This is a genomic window from Helicobacter pylori (genome assembly GCF_900120335.1).
In the GTDB taxonomy this organism is placed as follows: Bacteria; Campylobacterota; Campylobacteria; order Campylobacterales; family Helicobacteraceae; genus Helicobacter; species Helicobacter pylori_BU.
Genome location: NZ_LT635477.1, coordinates 186,166 through 211,033, shown reverse-complemented (window position 1 = coordinate 211,033; position 24,868 = coordinate 186,166). Strand labels below are relative to the sequence as shown.

General features: G+C 39.3%; 23 protein-coding genes and 2 pseudogenes. 9 read left to right on the top strand and 16 right to left on the bottom strand.

The window, feature by feature from the left end; genetic code table 11:
• The first annotated feature begins 101 nt into the window (after positions 1–101).
• Together CS889_RS08400 and CS889_RS01075 are read left to right on the top strand one after the other, a co-directional pair.
• Positions 102–261 (top strand): annotated as a pseudogene (locus CS889_RS08400) (glycosyltransferase family 8 protein).
• Positions 224–1,294, top strand: a pseudogene (locus CS889_RS01075) (glycosyltransferase family 8 protein); the annotation flags it as partial. The pseudogenes CS889_RS08400 and CS889_RS01075, both read left to right, overlap by 38 nt.
• A 59-nt stretch (positions 1,295–1,353) precedes the next feature.
• On the opposite strand, the gene CS889_RS01070 reads toward CS889_RS01075, so the two are convergent.
• Positions 1,354–2,592: an Mrp/NBP35 family ATP-binding protein gene (locus CS889_RS01070; protein ID WP_089086570.1), complete on the bottom strand. Its 1,239-nt coding sequence runs from the start codon at positions 2,590–2,592 to the stop codon at positions 1,354–1,356.
• Between CS889_RS01070 and CS889_RS08725 the strand changes: the two genes are divergently transcribed.
• The 3 genes from CS889_RS08725 (at position 2,557) to CS889_RS01055 (ending at position 6,082) form a co-directional block, all read left to right on the top strand.
• Positions 2,557–4,209: an ATP-binding protein gene (locus CS889_RS08725; RefSeq protein WP_089087371.1), complete on the top strand. Its 1,653-nt coding sequence runs from the start codon at positions 2,557–2,559 to the stop codon at positions 4,207–4,209. The two genes, CS889_RS01070 and CS889_RS08725, sit on opposite strands and share 36 nt — an antisense overlap.
• A gap of 35 nt (positions 4,210–4,244) precedes the next feature.
• The gene (locus tag CS889_RS08720) at positions 4,245–5,621 is read left to right on the top strand and encodes an ATP-dependent nuclease (RefSeq protein ID WP_414842563.1); all 1,377 of its coding nucleotides are present in this window, start codon (positions 4,245–4,247) and stop codon (positions 5,619–5,621) included.
• Between the two features lie 77 nt (positions 5,622–5,698).
• The gene (locus CS889_RS01055; protein WP_000473908.1) at positions 5,699–6,082 is read left to right on the top strand and encodes a hypothetical protein; all 384 of its coding nucleotides are present in this window, start codon (positions 5,699–5,701) and stop codon (positions 6,080–6,082) included.
• Between the two features lie 706 nt (positions 6,083–6,788).
• Here CS889_RS01055 and CS889_RS01045 read toward each other — a convergent pair.
• The 10 genes from CS889_RS01045 to CS889_RS01000 form a co-directional block, all read right to left on the bottom strand.
• A complete protein-coding gene (locus CS889_RS01045) occupies positions 6,789–7,091 on the bottom strand; it encodes a hypothetical protein (protein ID WP_001881064.1) in 303 nt (100 codons plus the stop codon).
• Positions 7,092–7,114: 23 nt separating this feature from the next.
• Positions 7,115–8,110: a ketoacyl-ACP synthase III gene (fabH, locus tag CS889_RS01040; RefSeq protein ID WP_089086569.1), complete on the bottom strand. Its 996-nt coding sequence runs from the start codon at positions 8,108–8,110 to the stop codon at positions 7,115–7,117.
• Between the two features lie 23 nt (positions 8,111–8,133).
• Positions 8,134–9,153 carry a phosphate acyltransferase PlsX gene (plsX, locus tag CS889_RS01035; protein ID WP_001947079.1) on the bottom strand — a complete coding sequence of 340 codons (1,020 nt, stop codon included), beginning with the start codon at positions 9,151–9,153 and terminating at the stop codon, positions 8,134–8,136.
• Positions 9,154–9,230: 77 nt separating this feature from the next.
• On the bottom strand, positions 9,231–9,377 hold the full coding sequence (gene rpmF / locus CS889_RS01030; RefSeq protein ID WP_000290431.1) for a 50S ribosomal protein L32: 147 nt from the start codon (positions 9,375–9,377) through the stop codon (positions 9,231–9,233).
• Positions 9,378–9,392: 15 nt separating this feature from the next.
• Positions 9,393–9,737 carry a DUF177 domain-containing protein gene (locus tag CS889_RS01025; protein WP_089087370.1) on the bottom strand — a complete coding sequence of 115 codons (345 nt, stop codon included), beginning with the start codon at positions 9,735–9,737 and terminating at the stop codon, positions 9,393–9,395.
• Positions 9,738–9,773: 36 nt separating this feature from the next.
• Positions 9,774–10,187 carry a nucleoside-diphosphate kinase gene (gene ndk / locus CS889_RS01020; RefSeq protein ID WP_000813764.1) on the bottom strand — a complete coding sequence of 138 codons (414 nt, stop codon included), beginning with the start codon at positions 10,185–10,187 and terminating at the stop codon, positions 9,774–9,776.
• Positions 10,188–10,253: 66 nt separating this feature from the next.
• A complete protein-coding gene (gene metK, locus CS889_RS01015; RefSeq protein WP_033774450.1) occupies positions 10,254–11,411 on the bottom strand; it encodes a methionine adenosyltransferase in 1,158 nt (385 codons plus the stop codon).
• A 65-nt stretch (positions 11,412–11,476) separates the two neighbouring features.
• Positions 11,477–12,487 carry a UDP-3-O-(3-hydroxymyristoyl)glucosamine N-acyltransferase gene (gene lpxD, locus CS889_RS01010; RefSeq protein ID WP_001924429.1) on the bottom strand — a complete coding sequence of 337 codons (1,011 nt, stop codon included), beginning with the start codon at positions 12,485–12,487 and terminating at the stop codon, positions 11,477–11,479.
• On the bottom strand, positions 12,487–13,320 hold the full coding sequence (fabI, locus tag CS889_RS01005) for an enoyl-ACP reductase FabI (protein WP_000506207.1): 834 nt from the start codon (positions 13,318–13,320) through the stop codon (positions 12,487–12,489). The genes lpxD and fabI overlap by 1 nt, the downstream gene beginning before the upstream one ends.
• Before the next feature lie 9 nt (positions 13,321–13,329).
• Positions 13,330–14,034: a triose-phosphate isomerase gene (locus CS889_RS01000; RefSeq protein ID WP_089086568.1), complete on the bottom strand. Its 705-nt coding sequence runs from the start codon at positions 14,032–14,034 to the stop codon at positions 13,330–13,332.
• A 217-nt stretch (positions 14,035–14,251) separates the two neighbouring features.
• On the opposite strand from CS889_RS01000, the gene CS889_RS00995 reads away from it, so the two are divergent.
• From CS889_RS00995 to clsC, 4 genes are read left to right on the top strand one after another with little or no spacing between them, the layout of a single operon-like run.
• Positions 14,252–15,019: a fumarate reductase cytochrome b subunit gene (locus CS889_RS00995; RefSeq protein ID WP_001183642.1), complete on the top strand. Its 768-nt coding sequence runs from the start codon at positions 14,252–14,254 to the stop codon at positions 15,017–15,019.
• 9 nt (positions 15,020–15,028) lie between these two features.
• Positions 15,029–17,173, top strand: coding sequence for a fumarate reductase flavoprotein subunit (locus CS889_RS00990; RefSeq protein ID WP_000705979.1), 2,145 nt, complete (start codon positions 15,029–15,031; stop codon positions 17,171–17,173).
• Positions 17,166–17,903 carry a fumarate reductase iron-sulfur subunit gene (locus CS889_RS00985; RefSeq protein ID WP_001282445.1) on the top strand — a complete coding sequence of 246 codons (738 nt, stop codon included), beginning with the start codon at positions 17,166–17,168 and terminating at the stop codon, positions 17,901–17,903. The genes CS889_RS00990 and CS889_RS00985 overlap by 8 nt, the downstream gene beginning before the upstream one ends.
• Before the next feature lie 21 nt (positions 17,904–17,924).
• Positions 17,925–19,433 carry a cardiolipin synthase ClsC gene (clsC, locus tag CS889_RS00980; RefSeq protein WP_089086567.1) on the top strand — a complete coding sequence of 503 codons (1,509 nt, stop codon included), beginning with the start codon at positions 17,925–17,927 and terminating at the stop codon, positions 19,431–19,433.
• Positions 19,434–19,439: 6 nt separating this feature from the next.
• Here clsC and CS889_RS00975 read toward each other — a convergent pair whose 3' ends face one another.
• The 5 genes from CS889_RS00975 to lysS form a co-directional block, all read right to left on the bottom strand.
• Positions 19,440–19,973, bottom strand: coding sequence for a TIGR00645 family protein (locus CS889_RS00975; RefSeq protein WP_000890449.1), 534 nt, complete (start codon positions 19,971–19,973; stop codon positions 19,440–19,442).
• 735 nt (positions 19,974–20,708) lie between these two features.
• A complete protein-coding gene (locus CS889_RS00970; RefSeq protein WP_089086566.1) occupies positions 20,709–21,536 on the bottom strand; it encodes a hypothetical protein in 828 nt (275 codons plus the stop codon).
• A gap of 21 nt (positions 21,537–21,557) precedes the next feature.
• A complete protein-coding gene (locus CS889_RS00965; protein WP_089086565.1) occupies positions 21,558–22,100 on the bottom strand; it encodes a DUF1882 domain-containing protein in 543 nt (180 codons plus the stop codon).
• A gap of 10 nt (positions 22,101–22,110) precedes the next feature.
• Entirely contained in the window at positions 22,111–23,361 is a 1,251-nt protein-coding gene (locus CS889_RS00960) for a serine hydroxymethyltransferase (RefSeq protein WP_089086564.1), read from the bottom strand.
• On the bottom strand, positions 23,361–24,866 hold the full coding sequence (gene lysS, locus CS889_RS00955; protein WP_089086563.1) for a lysine--tRNA ligase: 1,506 nt from the start codon (positions 24,864–24,866) through the stop codon (positions 23,361–23,363). Before lysS ends, CS889_RS00960 begins: the two co-directional genes overlap by 1 nt.
• Positions 24,867–24,868 lie beyond the last annotated feature (2 nt).

Here is a 24,868-nt window from a genome sequence, read left to right as displayed (position 1 = left end):
TGCTCATTGTTGTTTTGAAAAAAAAAAAAAACGATAAAATGACAAACCACCCACTCTTTTTTACAAAAAGCGGGTTCAATTTCAAGATTTAAGGACTGCGCATGCAAGAGATTATCCCTATTGTGGTGGCTTTTGATAATAATTATTGTATCCCTGCTGGCGTGAGTTTGTATTCCATGCTAGCGCACGCCAAACGAGAGAGAGAGAGAGAGTAAAACTCTTTTATCAAATCCATTGTTTAGTGGAGGATTTAAGCGCTGAAAATATAGCCAAATTAGAAGAAACGATCGCTCCTCTTAGCGCTTTTTCCAGTATAGAGTTTTTGGATATTACCCTTTCTAGTGAGAAATTAGAACCACGCCACAATCATTACAAGCTTGATGCTTCAATAGCTAATGAGATTAAAAAATTGTATTTAAAACTCAATTCTTTTTCGCAAAAACGCTTTTCTAAAATGATCATGTGCCGTTTCTTTTTCGCTTCCCTTTTCCCCCAATACGATAAGATGATCATGTTTGATGTGGACACTTTGTTTGTGGATGATATTAGCGAGAGCTTTTTTATCCCCCTTGAAGCGCATTATTTTGGGGCTGTGAGGGAAAAAGATTTGATCGCTATGAACAGGAATTCGGCTAAGGATTTATACGAATTACGCCAAATGCACGCAAAAACTATCGGCGTTGCTGACGCTTTCCCTAATTTAGAAGAAGCGCAAATCCTTTTTGACAACTACTTTAACGCAGGGTTTTTAGCCTTAAATTTAAAATTGTGGCGTGAAGAAAATCTGGAAAACCAATTGATTGCCTTTTTCATTTTGAAAAACGAAAAACTTTTATTTAGCGATCAAGACGCTTTGTGTTTTGTGTGCCGTGGTAGGATTTTAGAACTGCCTTATTCTTACAACGCCCACCCTAGCTTCCTTGATACGCCCCTATTCCCTAGCATTAAAGAAGCGCGCATGCTGCATTTTTGGGGCGATAAACCCTGGAAACTCTTAAGCGTCATTGGCGCGAAAAAATGGCATGAAATTTTGATCCAAACGCCTTTTAAAGACGCCTATTTTAACGCTCCCTTTTTAGTTCGCCTCTTTGAATCCCTTCAAAACAAAGACAAAGAAACCCAAGAAATCCACGCTCTTAAGAAAGCCTTATCTTTTTCAGACAAGCGGTATTCTTTTGAATTCCTTCTGCCCAGGCTTTCTTCTAAACTCCTTGCAGGATTTTTGCTTTTTAAAGTTAAACGAAAAGTGAAGCGATTGGTTAAAAAAATGCTAAAAGTATTTTTTAAAATTTAACACAAAAGGGCTTGACGCTAAGTCAAGCGGTATTTTCTTAAAAAAGCGGTCTTTCAAAACTAATGCGAATAAGCATGCGTTTGCGTGGGCTGGATGTCCTTGTTATCGGCTAGTTTTTCCCTTTCCACCTTGTCTAAAAAAGCGCTCAAATCCTTTGCCATTTTTTCAAAAATCTTAGCACTCACGCTATCAGGGTGAGAGATCACAATCGGTTCACCCTTATCCCCCCCTAAACGCACTTTAGGCTCTAAAGGGAGCTTGGCTAAAATCTGCGTGTTATAAGCCTCTAATAATCCACTCATGGAATTTGAGCCAAAAATCTCGCTCTCTTTCTTGCAATGCTCGCACACAAAACTCCCCATATTTTCTACAATGCCCGCAATAGGAATGTGTAGTTTCTTAAACATGTCCAAACTCCGTTTAGCGTCATCTAAACTCACTATTTGAGGCGTGGTAACGGTGATTCCTGCGCTCAAAGGCACGGCTTGGGCTAGCGTGAGCTGTGCATCGCCTGTTCCTGGGGGCATATCCACCACCAGCACATCTAAATCCCCCCAAATAATATCGCTTAGCATCTGCTCAATCGCTCGCATGAGCATGGGCCCTCTCCAAATGAGACTCTGCCCCTCATCATACAAAAGCCCCATGCTCATCACAGAAACGCCAAAAGCCTTTAAAGGAATGAGTTTTTTACCGCTAGGATCCATGATCACATCAGCGTTTTGCAAGCCCATCATTCTGGGGATATTAGGGCCATACACATCAGCGTCTAGTAGCCCCACTTTTTGGTTTAAATTCGCTAAAGCGATGCTTAAATTCACACTGGTGGTGCTTTTACCCACACCGCCCTTGCCTGAGCTTATCATGACCACATGCTTGATGTTTTTAGCCAGATTTTTAGTGGCGGGCTTTGGGGCTTGCGGTTTAGGTGGGGTTTTAATATCCAAATTCAAAGCTTTCACGCCTTTTTCTTGCATCGCTTTGGAGATATTTTCCCTTAAAATCGCGCTCGTTTCTTCAGAGCTTGAGGGGATTTCTATTAAAAGCCCTAATTGATCGTCATGCAAGGTGATGTTTTTAACAAAACCAAAGCTGACAATATCCTTTTCAAAATTAGGGTAGATGATCGTTTTTAACGCGTTTAAGACATCTTCTTGGGTGAGCATTTTAATCCTTAAAATGATAGTATTTGAAATTTCTTTATAGCATGTTTTGTTTAATTTTGCATTATAAATTAAGTTTGCGTTTTTAAAGGATAGAGCATGGAATTTTATAAGCGTGTTTTGAAATTGCACCATTTTAGGAATTTGGGTAAAAACTCGCCTACAGAATTGCTTTTAAATTCAAGTTTTGATGAAAAACATGGGGGGTTGGTGGTTTTAGTGGGGGAAAATAATGTCGGTAAAAGCAATGTTTTAGAAGCTTTGAAAATCTTTAATGATGCGGATGTCAAACTTTGCAGTGAGGAAGATTATTTCAAAGACCATGAAAAAGACACCCTTTTAAGTTTAGAAGAAGAAACAAGCCTTGATCACAAAATCACAGGTTTTTCTTGCGTGGATTTGAGGATCCAATCTAAAGAAGTCAGTCATAATTTAAAGGAATTATCAAAAACGCTAATCAGCTATCCTTTTGAAAAACATGTAGAAGCTTTAGGGGAACAATGCAGTAACTTCGTTTCTATTCCCATTAACAATGACGACTATTCAAATATTTGCACTTTTGTGAGTGATTTTATAAATCTTATAGCTTCTTACAATTTATTAGAATCATTTTTAGATTTTTATAAAGATAAATTAAAATTGAGCGAGCTTGTAACTGAATATGCCAACGCAACCAATAATCTGCTTTTCAAAAAATTAATCAAACATTTAAGTGGCAACAATCAATTGGTTAAAAATTTTTGTCAGTGCATTAAAGAAATCATAAAGTGCAATACGCCTAATAAAAAATACAACACAGATGAATTTTTCGTCATGGGGCAACACAAACAAAATCAATTAGCAAAAATTTATGCTCATTTTAAAGGATTTAGTGAAGGTGAAATCAAACCACAAAATGAAGACATCTTAAAAAAGCTAAAAAGTTTAGATGAAATTTTTAAGACTACCGACTTTACAAAATTCACACCAAAAACTGAAATTAAGGATATTATTAAAGAAATAGACGAAAAATACCCTATCAATGAAAATTTTAAACGGCAATTTAATGAGTTTGAATCAAATATTAAAAAACATGATGAAATAAAAAAGGATTTTGAGCGAAAAAAAGAATCATGGATAAAAGAAATTGGAAATGACTGCAAAAATCAAAAAGTGCTAGAGTTTAATTATGATGTTTTGTTGGATAATATCCAACAAATATGCAAAAATTATATAGAAAGTCATGCCGTTAATGATGTGTCTAAAGATATTAAATACATGATGTGTCAGTTTTATTTGAAACAGATAGATTTATTAGTCAATTCAGAAATTGTGCGATACAGATACAGCAATCTTTTTGAACCAATACAAAGATCTTTATGGGAGAGTATAAAAATTTTAGATAATGAAAGTGGCATTTATTTGTTCCCTAAAAATATTGGTGAAATCAAGGATAAATTTGAAGCAAACAAGGAAAAATTCAAACAAAGCAAAAATGTTTCTGAGTTCGCAGAATATTGCCGAGAGTGTAACCCCTATACAGCGTTTAACTTTCATCTAAATAATGGTTTATCTCATCAATTTGAAAAATTCGTGCCAATCATGAAAGAATACAAAGAGCCAAAAATCACAGATAATAACCTTAAGACTGCATTATTCACTCTCTTTGGTTATTCTTCCCCTTCTGAATTTAACCAATCGGATTGGTTCTTTAGAAATTCATTATTTAGGAAAATGGACTTTCACCCTAATACAATTTGGAATTTTTTTTGAGCATTTTAAAAGATGGTCAAGCGTTACAAATAATAATGTTTGATAAGAATAATGATTTAGAAATTTATGATTCTGAAAAATCGTTCAATATCCCTGAAAAATACTTACAAGAAAGAGATCAAAAAGAGATCAAACAATCAAAATATCTTTCAACTGAAGTAAAAGGCGAATGCAATAACAATGTATGTCAATTTGAATTTTTTAAAAAAGACACAAGCCACCTTTTATTTAAAGTAAGTTTTACAGAAATCTTAGAAAATCTTGCAGAAATCTTGGAATACAACATGCAATTAAAAATAGATTCTTTAATTACAAAAGAATTTAACAGGCTTTTAGCGATCGCTGAAGATAGTTCTCAAGATAGTTACCAATTAAAAATTCGTGTCCGGCACAACAATAAATTTTATGATTATTCAAAGGAATCTACGGCATATGAAATAAAACTTGAAATTCATGATTGCAGAAAATCTGATAATCAAAATGAGCCAATCATCTTAAGCCAGCAAAGCACCGGCTTCCAATGGGCGTTTAATTTCATGTTTGGTTTTCTTTATAATGTGGGATCACATTTTAGCCTTAACAAGAATATTATCTATGTCATGGACGAGCCAGCCACTCATTTGAGCGTGCCAGCCAGAAAGGAATTCAGGAAGTTTTTAAAAGAATACGCTCATAAAAATCATGTTACCTTTGTTTTAGCCACCCATGACCCCTTTTTAGTGGATACGGATCATTTAGATGAAATAAGGATTGTAGAAAAAGAAACAGAAGGCTCTGCGATTAAGAATCACTTTAACTATCCCCTAAATAATGCGGGCAAAGACTCTGACGCCTTGGATAAAATCAAACGCTCTTTAGGGGTGGGTCAGCATGTTTTTCATAACCCCCAAAAACACCGAATCATCTTTGTAGAAGGCATCACGGATTATTGTTATTTGAGCGCTTTTAAATTGTATTTTAATGAGCGTTACAAAGAATACAAGGACAACCCCATTCCTTTCACTTTCTTACCCATTTCAGGGCTTAAAAACAATCCAAACGCTATGAAAGAAACCATTAAAAAACTTTGCGAGTTAGACAACAACCCCATTGTTTTGATAGATGATGACAGAAAATGCGTTTTTAACCAACAAGCAACGAGTGAACGATTTAAAAGGGCTAATGAAGAAATGCATGATCCCATCACCATCCTACAACTCTCAGACTGCGACAGGCATTTCAAACAAATTGAAGATTGTTTCAGCGCAAACGATAGAAAAAAATACGCTAAAAATAAGCGAATGGAATTGAGCATGGCTTTTAAAACAAGGCTTTTGTATGGCGGAGAAGATGCGATAGAAAAACAAACAAAAAGAAATTTTTTAAAATTATTCAAATGGATTGCATGGGCTACAAACTTGATCAAAAACTAAACGCAACAAACGATTAAAAAAGGGTATATCAAATTTGATTATAATACCCCACAAATACTATTATTGAAAGGATTTTGATGTTTAAAAAAATGTGTTTAAGCCTGCTAATGATAAGCGGTGTTTGTGTGGGGGCAAAGGATTTGGATTTCAAGCTGGATTATCGCGCGACTGGGGGGAAATTCATGGGGAAAATGACGGACTCTAGTCTTTTAAGTATCACTTCTATGAACGATGAACCGGTGGTGATTAAAAACCTTATTGTCAATAGGGGAAATTCATGCGAAGCGACTAAAAAAGTAGAACCCAAATTTGGCGATAAGTTTAAAAAAGAAAAACTCTTTGATCATGAGTTAAAGTATTCGCAACAAATATTTTACCGCCTGGATTGCAAGCCTAACCAATTGTTAGAAGTTAAAATCATCACGGACAAGGGCGAGTATTACCATAAATTTTCCAAATAGAAATTTGGTCTTTGTTCTAATGGGGTGTTGGGGATAAAATTTAAAAATGCTAAAAACATTTTTTAATATAAAAGTTTTCGTAGCAAACGATAGCTTCTTGTAATGCGGTCTTAGAGGGTTAGGGGGGATTTAGTTGGGGATTAAAGGGGTATTAAAGTGCAAAATATCCCCCTATCCCCTTAAGAGTTTTGCTATCAAACCAAGCAACCAAAGCCCTATTTTTAAAAAAACAGACTAAAAAATATTAATTTCTATATTGGGTTCTCAATGGGTTGTTGGTTGAGTTTCTGCGTTTTTAGTTGAGACGCTACTAATCATTGGAAGAATTGGGTTCAAAAAAATATAAAAAATAATAGTCAGTTATTCATCTTATAAAGTTAAAGAAGCTTATATAACCTAACTCAGATAAGTATAAATATTATGACAATAATTGGTCCAATTATATAAGGAAAAAATATTATTATAGTAACTAGAATAGAGCCGAGATATTCAACGAATTATATTCTACTAAAAACCCATCACTCTCAACTTCATCGTCATCAGTATCGCCTCTAAATGCCATTATAGTAGCTCTAATAACTGTTAATACTAACCCAATAAGAACAATAGGTATTAAAAAAACTAGAATGCCACCTTTAGACATTATTCATCTTTTACTTTAAAAATAATTTCTGCTATAGGAAATAACATTCCTAAAGAAACCCCTTCATGGAGTTTCTTTTTGAGCTTGCTCTAAAGCCATTTGCGCATGCTTGCAATCCTTTTTAAAAGACTTCGTGATAAAATTAACCTTAAGCGTCGAATCAAAGGCTTTGTGGCATTTTTTAAGCTTGTGATCGCGCTCTTGCGGATCTTGCAAATAATATTTCACTGAATGCACAAAACTGAAATGAAACCCCATAGGAGGGATACGGCTATCTGGCGTGCCTTCACAATGATCACTACAATAATCACTTTGCGCTTCTAAACCCCCTAGCATGACTAACAATAAAAAAACAACCTTTTTCATCAAAATATTCCTTCAATCTTTTCTTAACTTCCTCCAAAATACACCAACGCTGAACCCCAAGTCAATCCCCCACCAAAAGCGTCTAAAAGCATTAAATCGCCCTTTTTCAAACGCCCTTCTTCATAAGCTTCACACATGGCCATAGGGATACTGGCTGCTGAAGTGTTGCCGTATTTATGTACGGTTAAAACCACTTGCTCATCTTTAAAATCCAAATGCTCTCGCACCGCTTGAATGATCCTAAAATTAGCTTGATGCGGGATAAACAAACGCACATCTTCAGGTTTGAGAGCGTTTTTTTCTAAGATCGTTTCCACATCTTTTAAAAGCGTTTTTACCGCTAGTTTGAACACTTCATTGCCTTTCATGCGCAAAAAAGGCTCTAAAGTTTCTTCTTTAGAATTAAAGGGCGTGGGTTTTAGAGTCCTTGGCGTATAGAGATAATTAGAAAAATTCCCATTCGCTGAAATCTGCACGTCTAAAACGCTTTCTTTTAAACGCTTGGTCCTGCCTATCACGCACGCCCCAGCCCCATCGCCAAATAAAATACAAGTCCCCCTATCCTTAAAATCCAACACGCTACTCGTTTTTTCTGCCCCCACAATCAGCACATTTTCATACATCCCGCTCTCAACATAAGCCTTAGCCACCGATAAGAGGTAAATAAAACCCGTGCAAGCGGCTGAAATATCAAACGCTGGCTTGTTTTCAATGCCTAATTTCGTGCTCAACACGCAAGCGGTTGAAGGCATGGCCAAAAAATCAGGGCTTAAAGTCGCCACAACCACCAAATCAATGTCTTGTGGGGTTAAATGCGCTCTCTCTATGGCCTGTTTAGCCGCTATTACCCCTAAATCGCTGCTTTTTTCTTCATCGTTAGCGAAACGGCGTTCTTTGATACCGGTCCTTTTTTCTATCCATTCATCGCTGGTATCCAAAAATTGTTGGAACTCTGCATTTTTCACACGCTCGCTTGGAACATGCATCGCAATGGATTTAAGAGAGGCGTAAAATTCCATTCAATCCCTTTACATAGTTATTTTTAGGCGTCTTGTTGATCGCTTTGGCTCTCAAAAGATTGAGATTTCAAACTCTCAAACGCTTGAGTAATCCTCAAACAAACCTGACTTTCAACAGCGCTAATAGCCTGATAAATCGCGCATTCAATCGCTCTAGCGTTGCTCTTGCCATGGCTGATGATCACGCTTTTATTCACGCCCAAAAGCGGCGCTCCCCCATACTCAGCGTAGTCGGTTTTTTGTTTTAAAATACCAAACGCGTTCTTAAGCATCAAAGCCCCCATTTTAGATTTAAAAGAGCTTTTAATTTCATCTTTAAAAATAGAGCCTATCGCGCTAGCGACCCCTTCTGTTGTCTTTAAGACCACATTCCCCATAAAGCCATCGCAAACCACTACATCCACAAGCCCTTTGAAAATATCGCTCCCCTCCACATTGCCATAAAAGAAGTCATAAGCTTTCAGCATCTTATGCGTTTCTTTAACGAGCGTATTCCCTTTAATATCTTCTTCGCCATTACTCAAAAGACCCACCTTAGGGCTGTCATAATGCAACACGCTTTTAGCGTATTCATACCCCATGAGAGCAAAATCAATCAAATATTCAGGCTTGCAATCCGTGTTCGCTCCTGCGTCTAACAGCACGCTAGGGCGTTTGCCAACGCTAGGCATTAAAGTGCAAATAGCGGGCCTTTCAACCCCCTTGATACGCCCTAAACGCAAGGTCGCTAAACCCATAGTCGCTCCGCTATGCCCCGCTGAAATCAAAGCGTCAGCCCCATTTTTTAAAATATCCATACCCAAGTAAATGGAAGATTCCTTACGCTTAATCGCCTCCGTGGCGGCTTCTTCCATTTTAATGTAATCTTGCGTGTGGATCATTTCCACTTTGCTGGCTAACTCTTTAGAAATAAAAGGGGTCGCTTTGTCTTTATCCCCCACTAAAACCACGCTAAAACTCTTATTCTCTAAAGCCCTTGAGACTCCCTCAATAATGGGTAAAACCCCATGGTCAGCCCCCATTAAGTCTATTACAATTTTCATCATGCGTCCTTAAAAGGCTTGTTGCAATCCGTTGCAATCCTTTAAAATACTTTCTATCACTAAAGATAGCTTTTATATTAGTATTCTTTAGTAAATTTGTTAATATGATGGGGGAGCTTCCAAGTGCCATCTTTGGCTTTCACAGGTTTAGCCAACTTAACGCTATAATGCGTGCGTCTTTTTGCCGCTCTTGTTTTACTCACTCTTCTATCAGGTACTGCCATAAATTCTCCTTTATTTCAATCTGCATAATGGTAGTCTAATTTAATAGACTCCACTTCAGAGCGTAAAATTTCGCTCAAATCAATAAAACCATTGAAAGATTCAATAACGTCTAAATTATCAAAATCCAAACTTTGGCTTTGCGTATCCCACAACCCGTCTGAAATATGCAAAACCAACGACTCATCAAGGCTTTTTTTAAACTCTTTACCGCTTGTATCGCAAATAAGCATCAATTCACCCTTAAGGTGCGCTTTCAAGCGGAACAATTTCGCCCCCACCCGCACGATTTCACCCTCTAAAACCACTCCCTCATGCTCTAAAGAAAAGACTTTAGGCGTATTAAAAGCGATTTTACGCATTTCAAATTGCGTGCTCAATTAAAACGCTCTTAAATCTTAAAACTCTCTAGCGGCGAAAAAGAAAGCGATTTCATTGTGTGCGTTTTCCAAGCTATCGCTCCCATGCACCGCATTAGCGTCAATGCTCTCAGCAAAATCCGCTCTGATAGTGCCTTTTTGAGCGAGTTTGGGATCAGTCGCTCCCATAAGCTCTCTGTTTTTAGCCACCGCGTCTTTACCTTCTAAAACCATAACCACCACCGGACCACTCACCATAAACTCTATCAAATCTTTAAAAAAGGGTCTCTCTCTGTGGATCGCATAAAAGTTTTCAGCGTCTTTAACGCTCAAATGCAAGCGTTTCATGGCCACCACTTCCAAGCCGTTACTCTCAAAGCGATCAATGATTTTGCCTACCACTCTTTTCTTAAGCGCATCCGGTTTAATAATAGACAGCGTTCTTTGTTTCAATTTAAACTCCTTGTGAATTGTTGATTATACAAAAATTTTCTAAAATATTACCCTTAAAATATTTTTTTAACGCTTAAAGAACGCTTTAATCTCTTCAACCTTGTTAGTCTTTTCCCAAGTGAATTCCTCTAATTCGCGCCCAAAATGCCCATAAGCTGAAGTGAGCGAATAAATGGGCCTTAACAAATCCAGGCTTTCAATGATGCCTTTTGGCGTGAGTTTGAAAACCGATTTCACGCATTTTTCCAACTCCGCGCTTGAATACTTGCTCGTGTTATGCGTGTTCACATAAATAGAAACCGGCTCTATCACCCCAATCGCGTAAGCAAGCTGCACGGTCGCTTTATCGCAAACCCCACTTGCTACCAAATTTTTAGCCACATAGCGGGCCGCATAAGCCGCGCTCCTATCCACCTTGCTAGGGTCTTTCCCGCTAAACGCTCCTCCTCCATGCGGGCAAAACCCTCCATAAGTATCCACAATGATTTTTCTGCCCGTCAAGCCCGCATCGCCTTGAGGCCCACCGATGACGAATTTTCCTGTAGGGTTTATAAAAAACTTGATATTGTCATGCAAATATTCTTTGGGTAAAACCTTATACACGATCTCTTCAATCACGGCTTCTTTTAAATGCTTTTGTGAAACTTCTGGGGAGTGTTGGGTGGAAATGACAATCGTATCAACGCTTACAGGCTTGTTGTTTTCATAACGCACGCTCACCTGAGACTTGCCATCAGGCCTTAAAAAAGGCAAGGTGTTGTCTTTTCTTTTTTGAGCCAAAGCGAAAGCGAGTTGGTGCGCTAAATGAATGGGTAAAGGCATGAGCGTTTCAGTCTCTTTGCACGCATAACCAAACATAAGCCCTTGATCCCCTGCCCCAATCTCGCCATCTTCTCTATCCACGCCTTGATTAATATCAGGGCTTTGCTCGCCAATGCCATTCAAAACCGCCGCGCTCCTGTAATCAAAGCCATAAAGGGCGTCTGTATAGCCAATTTTTTTAACCACTTCTCTTGCAATCTCTTGCATAGGGGCATAAACAGAAGTTTTTAACTCGCCAGTGATCATGCAAAAGCCATTAGAAACTAAAGTCTCGCATGCGACTTTGGCTTTTTTATCCCGCTCAATAATGTAATCTAAAACCGCATCGCTGATTTGATCAGCCATTTTGTCAGGATGCCCTTCGGTTACTGATTCGGAAGTGAAAAGAAAACTATCTTTCATCGTATTGTCCTTATTAAAATAATCGTTGGTGTTCAAAATGGGCTTATTATAGCTTATTTCATTCTTTAAGACTTAAAAAACCCTTTAGCTTTTTGCAACAAACTCGTTTTTTGCTGTTTCCTAAAATTCGTTCTTAAATGGGCTAAAAAATGGTGCCATTCATGGATTTCCATAGCAGGGATCGCTCCGGCAAAATTGGTATTAGGGGGCAAGTCTTTACCCACCGCGCTTTTACCCCCAATTTGAGTGAATTCACCCACATGCAAATGCCCCCCAATGCCCACTTGCCCGCCAAAAACCACATTACGGCCTGTGGTTGTAGATCCGCTCAAGCCCACTTGAGAGACAACGATGCTGTGTTCGCCTAAAACGCAATTATGCCCGATTTGAACCAGATTATCAATCTTAACGCCCTCTTTAATCAAAGTCTCGCCAAACACCGCCCTATCAATCGCCGTGTTAGCACCAATTTCCACATTTTTTTGAATCCTAACAATCCCCACATGTTCAATTTTGACATGCTCTCCTAAAGCGGTGTGCGCATAACCAAAGCCATCGCCTCCGATCACACTGCCCGCATGGATGATGACATTGTCTTCTAAAATCGTGTTTTGATACAAGATCACACGAGGATACAAAATACAATTTTTACCGATTTTCACCCCATCAGCGATCACCACGCCCGGATAAATCAAAGAATTTTCGCCAATTTCTACGCCCTCTCCAATCACAACATTAGGCATGATCGTTACTTTTTCAAAATGTTTAGGCTCATTCACGCTTTGTGGGTTTTTAAAAAAAGGGATTTTAAAGGCATGCGAAACTTTAGCGAAAGCTAAATGCGGGTTATCCACGACTAAAGCTTGCATGCTTTTAGGCACTTTAGAAGATTCTTTTTTGCGGATAAATACCGCCCCGGCTTTTGAATCTTTTAAAAGTTTAAGGTAACGCGCTTGGTCAATATAGCTAATATCATTAGGCGTGGCCTTATCCAATTCCGCTAATGCATGCACTTCAAAATCGTTTGAAAATTCCGTTTCAATAGAATAGGCGCTCAACAATTCGCTTAATTTCATCAATACCCCTTATTGTTCTGCAAATCCCACAATAGCGTAGCTTTATTATCTTTTTCTTCCACAGCCCCCATGCCCATCACATGATAGCCAGCATCCACAAAATGCACTTCCCCACTCACCCCATTAGACAAGCTAGAGAGCAAATACATCCCGGCATTGCCCACTTCCTCTAAACTCACATTTTTTCTTAAAGGGGCGTTGATTTCATTCCATTTTAAAATCATCCTAAAATCAGCGATCCCACTAGAAGCGAGCGTCCTGATAGGCCCGGCCGATAGGGCATTCACTCTAATATTATGTTTGCCTAAATCCACCGCTAAATAACGCACCGCGCTCTCTAGGGCCGCTTTAGCCAACCCCATCACGTTGTAATGCGCCATGTATTTGGTGCTACCCAAATAGCTTAAAGTCAAAACAGACGCCCCGTTATTCAATAAAGGTTTTAGGGTGTTTGTCAGCTCTATTAAAGAATAAACAGAAATTTCCATAGCGGTATTAAACGCGCTTTTAGAAGTTTCCAATAAGCTCCCCTCTAAAGCCTCTTTAGGGGCAAAGGCCACGCTATGAACGATAAAGTCCAATGAGCCTAAATCCTGCTTAATATTATTGTATAGCGACTTGAAATGCTCTTCTTTGCTCACATCCAATTCATACACATAGGGGCTATTCAATTCCTGCGCGATAGGCCTCACGCGCTTTTCTAAGCTCTCATTCAAATAAGTGAAAGCCAAAGTAGCCCCTTGATTGAAGCAAGATTGAGCGATCCCATAAGCGATGGATTTATTGTTTGCCACCCCTACAATAAGCCCTTTTTTACCTTTTAAAAATCCCATGATTTTCCTTTATAAAAATGAAATGATTGTTTTAAAATTTTCTAATTCCAAAGACGCGCTCCCGATCAATAAACCATCCACGCTATCAATCCCTAAAATTTCTTTAGCGTTTTGTATATTCACGCTCCCCCCATACAATAAAGGCGTTTTTTGATTTAAGATTTGTTTTAAAAAACCATGCGTGAGGTAAATATCTTCTAAAGACGCACTTTTTTTAGTGCCAATCGCCCAAATAGGCTCATAAGCCACAATCAAATTGGAATAATTGAGATCGATAGTTTCTAATTGCTCGCTTAAAAATTCCTTTACAGCCTTAAAGCCCTTTTCTCTGGTCGTTAAATCTTCGCCAATACAATAGACAATTTTAAAATTTTTATCTTTAAAAAAATCAAACTTTTCTTTCAAAAAGCTAGGGCTTTCCTTTAAAAGCGCTCGCCTCTCGCTATGCCCTATTAAAAGCGTGTGGATTTTTAATTCTTCTAAATGCTTGGAAGTGATTTCACCGGTAAAAGCCCCCAAATCTTTAGGGTAAGCGTTTTGCACTCCTAAAGTGAAATGCAAAAACGCGTTAGGCAATAACCCCAAAAAATCAGGGAACACAAACACCCTATCAAAATGCTGCGGCTTTAAAGTTTTTTCTAATTCTTTTAAATACGCATGGCTTTTAAAAACAGGCATAGCGGATTTGAAATTAGCCATGGCAATTTTTGTCATTGAATGATCCTTATTTTATTAGGTGGTAACTATCCCTTATTATACCTATATAGCGTTTAAAAAATGTAAATTTTAAACAATAGCCCCCTTGAATTGAATTTTTTTCCCAATTTAAGATCGGTTTATTAAGAAAAATTATTTCAAATGTAGTAAAATTAGGGCAGTGTTTTTGCGTCAAGCGATTCAGGTTAAATTTGAGTTTTTAGGAGCAGTTTTTATGCAACAAGAAGAGATTATAGAGGGTTATTATGGCGCCAGTAAAGGGCTTAAAAAGAGCGGTATTTACGCTAAGCTAGACTTTTTACAGAGCGCTACAGGCTTGATTTTAGCACTCTTTATGATAGCGCACATGTTTTTGGTCTCAAGCATCTTGATTAGCGATGAAGCCATGTATAAAGTGGCGAAATTTTTTGAAGGGAGCCTGTTTTTGAAAGCGGGCGAGCCGGCTATTGTGAGCGTGGTTGCAGCAGGGGTTATTCTTATTTTGGTTGCGCATGCTTTTTTAGCCTTGAGAAAATTCCCTATCAATTATAGGCAATACAAGGTTTTTAAAACCCATAAGCATTTGATGAAGCATGGCGATACGAGTTTGTGGTTTATCCAAGCCTTAACCGGGTTTGCGATGTTTTTCTTAGCGAGTATCCACCTATTTGTCATGCTCACAGAGCCTGAAAGTATTGGGCCTCATGGCTCAAGCTATCGTTTTGTAACGCAAAACTTTTGGCTTTTGTATATCTTCTTATTGTTTGCCGTAGAATTGCATGGCTCTATCGGGTTGTATCGCTTAGCGATCAAATGGGGGTGGTTTAAGAACGTGAGCATTCAAGGCTTGAGAAAAGTCAAATGGGCGATGAGCGTGTTTTTTATTGTTTTAGGGCTTTGCACCTATGGGGCTTACATTAAAAAAGGTTTAGAAAATAAAGACAATGGCATTAAAACCATGCAAGAAGCCATAGAAGCTGATGGGAAATTCCACAAAGAATAAGGGTAGAAAATGAAAATAACATATTGTGATGCGTTGATTATTGGAGGCGGATTGGCCGGGTTAAGGGCTAGTATCGCATGCAAACAAAAGGGTTTAAACACCATCGTTTTAAGCCTAGTGCCTGTCAGGCGTTCGCACTCTGCGGCCGCTCAAGGGGGCATGCAAGCGAGCCTTGCGAACGCTAAAAAAAGCGAGGGCGATAATGAAGATTTGCACTTTTTAGACACGGTTAAGGGGAGCGATTGGGGGTGCGATCAGCAAGTGGCTAGAATGTTTGTAACCACTGCCCCTAAAGCCATTAGGGAATTGGCCAGTTGGGGGGTGCCTTGGACTAGGATCAAAAAGGGCGATAGGCCTGCGGTCGTCAATGGTGAGCATGTAACTATCACTGAAAGAGACGATAGGCATGGTTATATCTTAAGCCGTGATTTTGGCGGCACTAAAAAATGGCGCACATGCTTTACGGCTGATGCCACAGGGCATACCATGCTTTATGCGGTCGCTAATGAAGCCTTACACCACAAAGTGGATATTCAAGACAGAAAGGACATGCTCGCTTTCATTCATCATGATAATAAATGCTATGGGGCGGTGGTAAGGGATTTGATCACGGGCGAAATTTCAGCGTATGTTTCTAAAGGCACGCTTTTAGCTACCGGAGGTTATGGGCGCGTGTATAAACACACCACTAACGCCGTGATTTGCGATGGAGCCGGGGCTGCAAGCGCGTTAGAAACCGGCGTGGCTAAATTAGGCAACATGGAAGCGGTGCAATTCCACCCTACCGCTTTAGTGCCAAGCGGGATTTTAATGACTGAAGGTTGTAGGGGCGATGGAGGGGTTTTAAGAGACAAGTTTGGCAGACGCTTCATGCCCGCTTATGAGCCGGAGAAAAAAGAGCTTGCGAGTAGGGATGTGGTCTCAAGGCGGATTTTAGAGCATATCCAAAAAGGCTATGGAGCCAAATCGCCTTATGGGGATCATGTGTGGCTGGATATTGCTATTTTAGGGCGTAACCATGTGGAAAAAAACTTGAGAGATGTGCGCGATATTGCCATGACTTTTGCGGGCATTGATCCGGCGGATAGCGAAGAGCAAACCAAAGACAACATGCAAGGAGCGCCCGCTAATGAGCCAGAATACGGCCAAGCGATGGCTAAGCAAAAAGGCTGGATCCCCATAAAGCCCATGCAACACTATTCTATGGGTGGGGTTAGGACAAACCCTAAAGGCGAAACCCATTTAAAAGGCTTGTTTTGCGCGGGTGAAGCGGCATGCTGGGATTTGCATGGGTTTAACCGCTTGGGGGGTAATTCCGTGAGTGAAGCGGTGGTCGCTGGCATGATCATAGGGGATTATTTCGCCTCGCATTGTTTAGAAGCGCAAATTGAAATCAACACGCAAAAGGTTGAAGCTTTCATTAAAGAAAGCCAGGATTACATGCATTTTTTATTGCATAATGAAGGCAAGGAAGACGTGTATGAAATCAGAGAACGCATGAAAGAAGTCATGGATGAAAAAGTGGGCGTTTTTAGAGAAGGCAAAAAATTAGAAGAAGCCCTTAAAGAATTGCAAGAGCTTTATGCGCGCTCCAAAAACATTTGCGTGAAAAACAAGGTTTTGCACAATAACCCTGAATTAGAAGACGCTTACCGCACCAAAAAAATGCTCAAACTCGCGCTTTGTATCACTCAAGGGGCGTTACTGCGCACCGAAAGCAGAGGGGCTCACACAAGGATTGATTACCCTAAAAGAGACGATGAAAAATGGCTTAATCGGACTTTAGCGAGCTGGCCTAGCGCTGAGCAAGACATGCCCACGATTGAATACGAAGAATTAGATGTGATGAAAATGGAAATCAGCCCTGATTTTAGGGGCTATGGCAAAAAGGGTAATTTCATCCCCCACCCCAAAAAAGAAGAGCGCGACGCTGAGATTTTGAAAACGATTTTAGAATTAGAAAAGCTTGGAAAAGACAGGATAGAAGTCCAACACGCGCTCATGCCTTTTGAACTGCAAGAAAAATACAAAGCCAGGAACATGCGTTTAGAAGATGAAGAAGTGAGGGCTAGGGGGGAACATTTGTATTCCTTCAATGTCCATGATTTATTAGACCAACACAACGCTAATCTAAAAGGAGAACACCATGAGTGATAATGAACGAACGATTGTAGTTAGAGTGTTAAAATTTGACCCTCAAAGCGCGGTGAGTAAGCCGCATTTTAAAGAGTATCAATTGAAAGAAACGCCTTCCATGACGCTCTTTATCGCTTTAAACCTCATTAGAGAGCATCAAGATCCGGATTTGAGCTTTGATTTTGTGTGTCGTGCTGGGATTTGCGGCTCTTGCGCGATGATGGTTAATGGGAGACCAAGGCTAGCTTGTAAAACCCTAACTTCTAGTTTTGAAAGCGGGGTGATCACGCTGATGCCCATGCCCAGTTTTACGCTCATTAAAGATTTGAGCGTGAATACCGGCGATTGGTTTAGCGATATGACTAAAAGGGTGGAGAGTTGGGCGCATTCTAAAGAAGAAGTGGATATTACTAGGCCAGAAAAAAGGGTTGAGCCTGATGAAGCCCAAGAAGTCTTTGAATTAGACAGGTGTATTGAATGCGGGTGCTGTATCGCTTCTTGCGGGACCAAACTCATGCGCCCTAATTTCATTGGGGCTGCTGGCATGAACAGAGCCATGCGTTTCATGATTGACAGCCACGATGAAAGAAGCGATGACGATTTTTATGAATTAGTTGGCGATGATGATGGCGTTTTTGGGTGCATGAGCTTGATCGCTTGCCATGACACTTGCCCTAAAGAATTACCCTTGCAAAGCAGTATCGCTACTTTGCGTAACCGAATGTTGAAAGTGGGTAAAAGCCGCTAATTTCTTTTTAGTGGGTCGTTTTTGAAAATCTTTTTAGTTTTTTTAAGCGTCTTTTTTTTTAATGGGTGTTTTGGGTTAGTCTATAAGACTCCCATTTCAAACCCCCCTATCTCTTATGATCCCTGCACTACCACCATTGGGAGTTTGTACACCAAAAATTTAAAAGAAAACCCTAACCATAGCGCGGCCATTCTTTTAGAAGACGGCTTTGATGCCTTGTTGCACAGAGTGGGTCTTATTAGAATGAGCCAAAAAAGCATTGACATGCAAACTTATATCTATAAAAACGACCTTTCTTCTCAAGTGATCGCTAAAGAACTTTTAAACGCGGCCAATCGTGGGGTAAAAGTGCGCATCCTTTTAGATGACAACGGGTTAGATTCAGATTTTTCAGACATCATGCTTTTAAATTTCCATAAAAACATTGAAGTGAAAATCTTTAACCCCTACTATATCCGCAATAAAGGCTTGCGTTATTTTGAAATGCTTGCGGATTATGAACGCATTAAAAAACGCATGCACAACAAGCTTTTCATCGTGGATAATTTCGCTGTCATTATAGGGGGGCGCAACATTGGGGACAATTATTTTGATAACGATTTAGACACGAATTTTTTAGATTTAGACGCTTTGTTTTTTGGGGGGGTTGCTTCAAAAGCCAAAGAAAGCTTTGAAAATTATTGGCGATTCCACCGCTCTATCCCTGTTTCATTGTTAAGAACCCATAAAAGACTCAAAAACAACGTTAAAGAAATCGCCAAGCTCCATGAAAAAATCCCTATCAGCGCTGAAGACAAAAACCAGTTTGAAAAAAAAGTCAATGATTTTATAGAACGCTTCCAAAAATACCAATACCCCATTTATTATGGGAATGCCATTTTTTTAGCCGATTCACCCAAAAAAATTGACACGCCCTTGTATTCGCCTATCAAAATCGCTTTTGAGAAAGCCCTTAAAAACGCCAAAGACTCCGTTTTTATCGCTTCATCGTATTTTATTCCAGGCAAAAAGATGATGAAAATCTTTAAAAATCAAATTTCTAAGGGGATTGAATTGAACATCCTTACCAATTCCCTTTCATCTACTGATGCGATAGTGGTCTATGGGGCGTGGGAAAGGTATCGCAACCAATTAGTGCGAATGGGCGCAAATGTCTATGAAATACGAAACGATTTTTTCAACCGCCAGATTAAAGGGCGCTTTAGCACCAAACATTCCTTACACGGCAAGACAATTGTTTTTGATGATGCCCTAACGCTTCTAGGGAGTTTTAATATTGATCCGCGCTCTGCATATATTAACACTGAAAGCGCAGTCTTGTTTGACAACCCGTCTTTTGCTAAAAGGGTGCGCTTGTCGCTTAAAGATCATGCCCAACAAGCATGGCATTTAGTCTTGTATCGGCATAGAGTTATTTGGGAAGCTACAGAAGAAGGCATCTTAATCCATGAAAAAAACTCGCCTGATACCTCTTTCTTTTTGCGTTTGATTAAAGAATGGTCTAAAGTCCTTCCTGAAAGAGAACTTTAAACGCTTTCAATGCCTTTCTTTCTGCGAAAAAGCGATGTTATTGGTAACAGCGGTTAAAAGCGCTGAACACACAAACACCAAATGGATCACCACTTGCCAAAAAATAGGGTTATGCGATAAAGGCGTGTCTTTAGGAATGCTAGATAGAACGTCTTCTAAACTCATGTAGCGTTTGAGCAAAAAAATCGCCGAAATGGCTACAATGGAAAGGGAAACCTTTAACTTTAAGGCGTTAAAATCCGTGTGTTTTAGCCAAGTGATTTCGCTAGCATCCACCTTGTCTAATTTGGAAACAAAGCTTTCATAACTGGCGAGCAACACCATTAAAACAAGCCCGGCCATGAACAACAAATCCACCAAGCCTAAGGCCGATAAGACTAAATCCGTTTCACTAATGGTGTCTAAATGGCTGAGCATGTGCCACAACTCTTTCATGAACACATAGCCTAAAACCACTAACACTAACGACATGGCAATACACAAAGGGGCTAGCAACCAACGAGTAGCAAACAACACTCTTTCAATCAGTTTTTCCAACATGTTAAAACTCTTTTTTAAGGATTATTTTTAAACCCTTGATTATAGCTAATTTTAAAAAACCTATTGAGATAGCGCTCTTTGGCTTGTAGGATAGCTTGAATGTTTTTTGCTTGTTTTATTTTTGCTTCTTGTATTTGTTTTTATAGCAATCCCACCACACACTGGTTTTATTAAGCATGTCTAGCGCTCAAGCTCATGATTGATGTTTTATCGCTATTTTGAGATTTTGCTGTTTTTCTATGGATTAGACTACCCTTATCGTTTCATTCTAGTCATTTTTTGCATTGTTTTCAGCACCAACTCATTTTGATACTTGCATCGGTTATAAGGGGCTTAAAGGGGGTTAGTGCCTTTTTTCAAACAATTCATCTGCTAATTCTTTGTTCGTTAATTCTTGCGTTATTAAATCATTTTCGCTAATGTCTAGTTCATATAAGTCTAATTTATTCTCTGCGTGTTCGGCATGTGGGTTTATTTTCTACTAGATTTCTGTTTGAGTAATAATCAAAAATTAAATGCTTATCTTTTGTCCTATCTACAACTACTCTAAGTTTTACGCCGTCAATTTCCCACTCGTAACCATATCTAAATCTGTCTTGTAGCATAAGATTCCTTAAAATGCGAATTTTAGGGAGTTTGTAGCGGTGGTGGGTGCATTCTTTATTAAAAAGCTAGGGGGTTTTTAAAAAATAAACTTAAAAGAGAGGTAGTAACTCTTTTAAGTTCGCAAAGCCCTTAACGCGCTTCTATGACAACCGGTTTAGTCATCTTCTTACTGACTTCATCGGCATGCATTAAGGCTTCTTGCTTGCTCTTATAAGGGCCTATGAGGTAGCGTTTAGTAGCCCCCCTATCTTCAATTTTATGGGGGAATTGATTAAACTCTTGTAAAAAGGCTTTGTTGGGCGTGTGCGCAAAAACCCCCACTTGCAAATAATGCCCTTTAGTAAGATTGGTTTTAGAATTAGCTTTCTTAGAAACTTCTTTATGGGCTTCTTTTTTAACTTTAGGCTCTTTTTTAGCCGCATGCGTAGCTTTATCTTTATGTGCTTCTTTATCTTTATGCGCTTCTTTATCTTTTGGCACTACTTTAGGCTTTTTGTGGGGGGTTTCTTTTTTAGCCACAGCCTGAGATTCTTTTTGAGCGCTCATGGGAATAGGCTCAACAGCTTTTAATTCTTTTTGAGATTCTTGTTTTTCTCCTGTTGTTTTCATCTCCATTTGAGCTTGATCGGTTTGAATGGGCATAGAATTTTCACTCTCTTGTTTTTTAATATTATCCACCACTTTGTCTAACTTGTCTTCTTGTTTGGGAGAATCCATATTCAAGCTTTCAAACTCATCGTCTTTTTTCTCATCTTTAGTGTTGCCTATTTTTTGCATGCCGCTATCGGTTTGTAAAAAAGTCTCTTTAGGAGCGACTCTCGTGCTTTTCCAAAACACCATCAAAAGCACCGCCAAAATGATAATGGCTATAGCCACGATCAAAAACACCTTTTTAGTGCCGCTCCCATTATTCTCTTCTTCTAAAATCACTTCATTCAGTCTTTCTTTTTCTGACATTAAAAATCCTTTCAAAAATGGTTATAAATGCTTCGCCCAAGAGCTTCCTCGCTCTTTTGCAAACACTTCATAAGGTAAAGCTAAAATATTAAATTCCTTAGGCCATTCGTTGCTGGGGAATATCCTCCATTCTTTAGGCAACCCTTGCACTAATTTCATGGACAAAGTTTTAATCAACCTCTCGCCCTCGCCCAATTCCGTATGCCCCTTATGCACATACAAATGCAAATGCCCTGGCGTTTTCGTGTTATAAGCGGTAAAATTCATAAAACCCTCTTCACGAAGCAATAACTGCGCCTTATGATAAAAACGCTCTGGATTCCTCCCGTTATAATCAAACACAATGTTTTCCACCTTATCGTTACGCAAGATGAGGTTGTGCGCGATTTCTATTTCCCTTTTCAAATGCTTTTGAATGAGCGAGCTTGTGAGCATGGCATTCACTCTTTGGAATTTATTATAATAACAACGACCCGCATAATCCATTCTCTCCCCCAAGCCTGGTTTTTTTTCAAAATAATGGCTTGTGTCTATTTTAATGAGCTTTAATTCCATTTCTGTCATCTTGACTCCCTTAAAAAATGGGTTGGTGGTACACAGAGAATTGATTGGCCATGGCCTTCAATTCTTCTTTCACATGCAATTGCAAACTAACATTATTAATATCATTCAAAATATCTGATATTTTATTCCCTATGATTTCAAATTCTTTAGCTCCCATACCTCTTGCGCTCAATGCCGCTGAGCCAATCCTTATCCCGCTCGTTACAAAAGGGCTGCGCGTTTCGCCAGGAATGGTGTTTTTATTCACGGTGATCCCAGCATTCCCTAAGGCAATGTCAGCGTCTTTCCCGCTATAAGGCTTATCTAAGAAATCCATTAAAAGCAAATGGTTAGAAGTGCCACCGCTCACTAATTTGTGGTTTTTTTCTTTTAACGCTTTAGCGAGAACTTGCATGTTAGATTTCACTAATTTTGCATAAGCTTTAAATTCTGGTTTTAGATTCTCTTTAAACCCCACCGCTTTAGCAGCAATTACATGCATCAAAGGCCCGCCTTGAGTTCCTGGAAAAATCGCTTTGTCAATCTTAGCCGCTATTTCTTCGTCATTGGTTAAAATAAGCCCTCCTCTAGGCCCTCTTAAGGTCTTATGAGTGGTGCTTGAAACCACATGGCAATGCGGGAAAGGATGGGCATGCTCATCAGCGACCACAAGCCCTGCCACATGGGCTATATCGCCTAGTAGTAACGCCCCCACTGCATCAGCGATTTCTCTAAATTTCTTAAAATCAATCTCCCTTGGATAGGCTGAAAACCCGCACACAATGATTTGTGGCTTAACGCTTTGAGCGATTTTTAGCGCCTCTTCATAATCAATATAGCCATCCAAACCCACGCCATAAGAAAAGCTCTGGTAATGCTTGCCGGTTAAACTCACTTTAGCGCCATGCGTTAAATGCCCTCCACAGCTTAAATCCATGCCTAAAATCTTATCATAAGGCTTTAGAAGGGCGTGATAGACAGCGTTATTGGCTTGTGAGCCTGAATGCGCTTGCACGTTAGCGAACTGGCAATTGAAAAGCTTTTTAGCCCTTTCTATGGCTAGGCTTTCTATTTTATCCACCACTTCACAGCCTCCATAGTAGCGTTTGTTAGGATAGCCTTCAGCGTATTTATTCGTTAAAATACTCCCCATAGCCTCCATGACACTAGGAAAAGTGTAATTCTCGCTCGCTATCATTTCTAAATGCTCATTTTGGCGTTTAAATTCCTCAACAATAAACTCAAAGATTTCACTATCCGTTTGTTCTAAAAAATAAGCCATTATTCTTCACCCTCAACATTAAAATCGTTTTTAACAGGACGCATCGCTGGGAATAAAATCACATCTTTAATGCTTTTAGCTCCAGTGAGCAGCATCACTAATCGGTCAATGCCTATGCCTTGCCCTGCAGTGGGGGGCATTCCATGGGCTAGGGCCCACACATAATCTTCATCCATGTATTGGGCTTCTTCATCGCCTTTTTCTTTTTCAGCCACTTGATTTTTAAAGCGCTCTAGTTGATCTAATGGGTCATTCAACTCGCTAAAACCATTAGCGATTTCTTTACCTGCAATAAACAATTCAAACCTGTCAGCAATATTAGGGTTACTATCGTTGCGTCTGGCTAAAGGGCTAATCTCAATGGGATATTCGGTTACAAAAGTGGGGTTAATAAGCTTATGCTCTACAAAATGATCAAACGCTTCAGCGAGTAACTTGCCATGAGTGAGGTTTGGCTCTACTTTAACGCCTCGCTCTAACAAATAAGCCAAAAGCCCGTCTTCTTTTTCTAAAATATCCTTACTGATGCCCCCTATTGTTTCTAAAGCGTCCAAATAGGAAATCACGCTCGTTTGGTTGAAATCCACTTCCATATCGTTATAAATGATTTTTGAATCTAAATTTAAAGTCTTTAGCAAGTAGTCAAATAACCTCTTACTGAGTTCAATCAAATCTTCATAAGTGTGATACGCCCAGTAAAACTCAATCATCGTGAATTCGGGGTTATGGCTGTGATCCATGCCCTCATTCCTGAAATTACGATTGATTTCAAACACCGCCTCAAACCCCCCTACAATCAAGCGTTTAAGGTATAATTCTGGGGCGATTCTCAAATACCTTTCAATTTCTAAGGCGTTATGATAAGTGATGAAAGGCCTTGCGTTCGCCCCGCCAGGAATGGGGTGCATCATAGGGGTTTCCACTTCTAAAAACCCTTCCATTTCAAAAAATTTCCGCACGCTAGAGACAATCAAACTGCGCTTTTTAAACACATCTTTAACGCTAGGATTGACGATCAAATCCAAGTAGCGTTGGCGGTAACGCAATTCTATATCGCTCAGTCCATGAAATTTTTCAGGCAAAGGCACGATGGTTTTGCTTAAAATGTGAAATTCTAGGGCATGAATGCTTAATTCACCGGTTTTGGTAGCAAAAGGGAAACCTTTCACCAACACAATATCGCCCACTTCTAAATGCTTTTTCAAGCTTTTAAACTCATCGTTCAATTCATTTTGCGAAACATAAGCTTGTAAAATCGCGCTTTCATCTTCAATTTTAATAAAACATGCCTTACCCATTAAACGCAAAAGCTTGACCCTCCCTACAACGCTCTCGCATTTTTCTTTGTCTTTAGGCTCTTCTAAATCCTTAACATAAACGTATTTTTCTAAAAAAGCGGCGTTGGTGAGGCTTCGTTTCAAGCCATTTTTATAAGGGTTTTTGCCTTCTTCTCTCAAGCTATTGGCTTTATGGATGCGTTGTTGGATGTATTGGTTAGAAAACATGT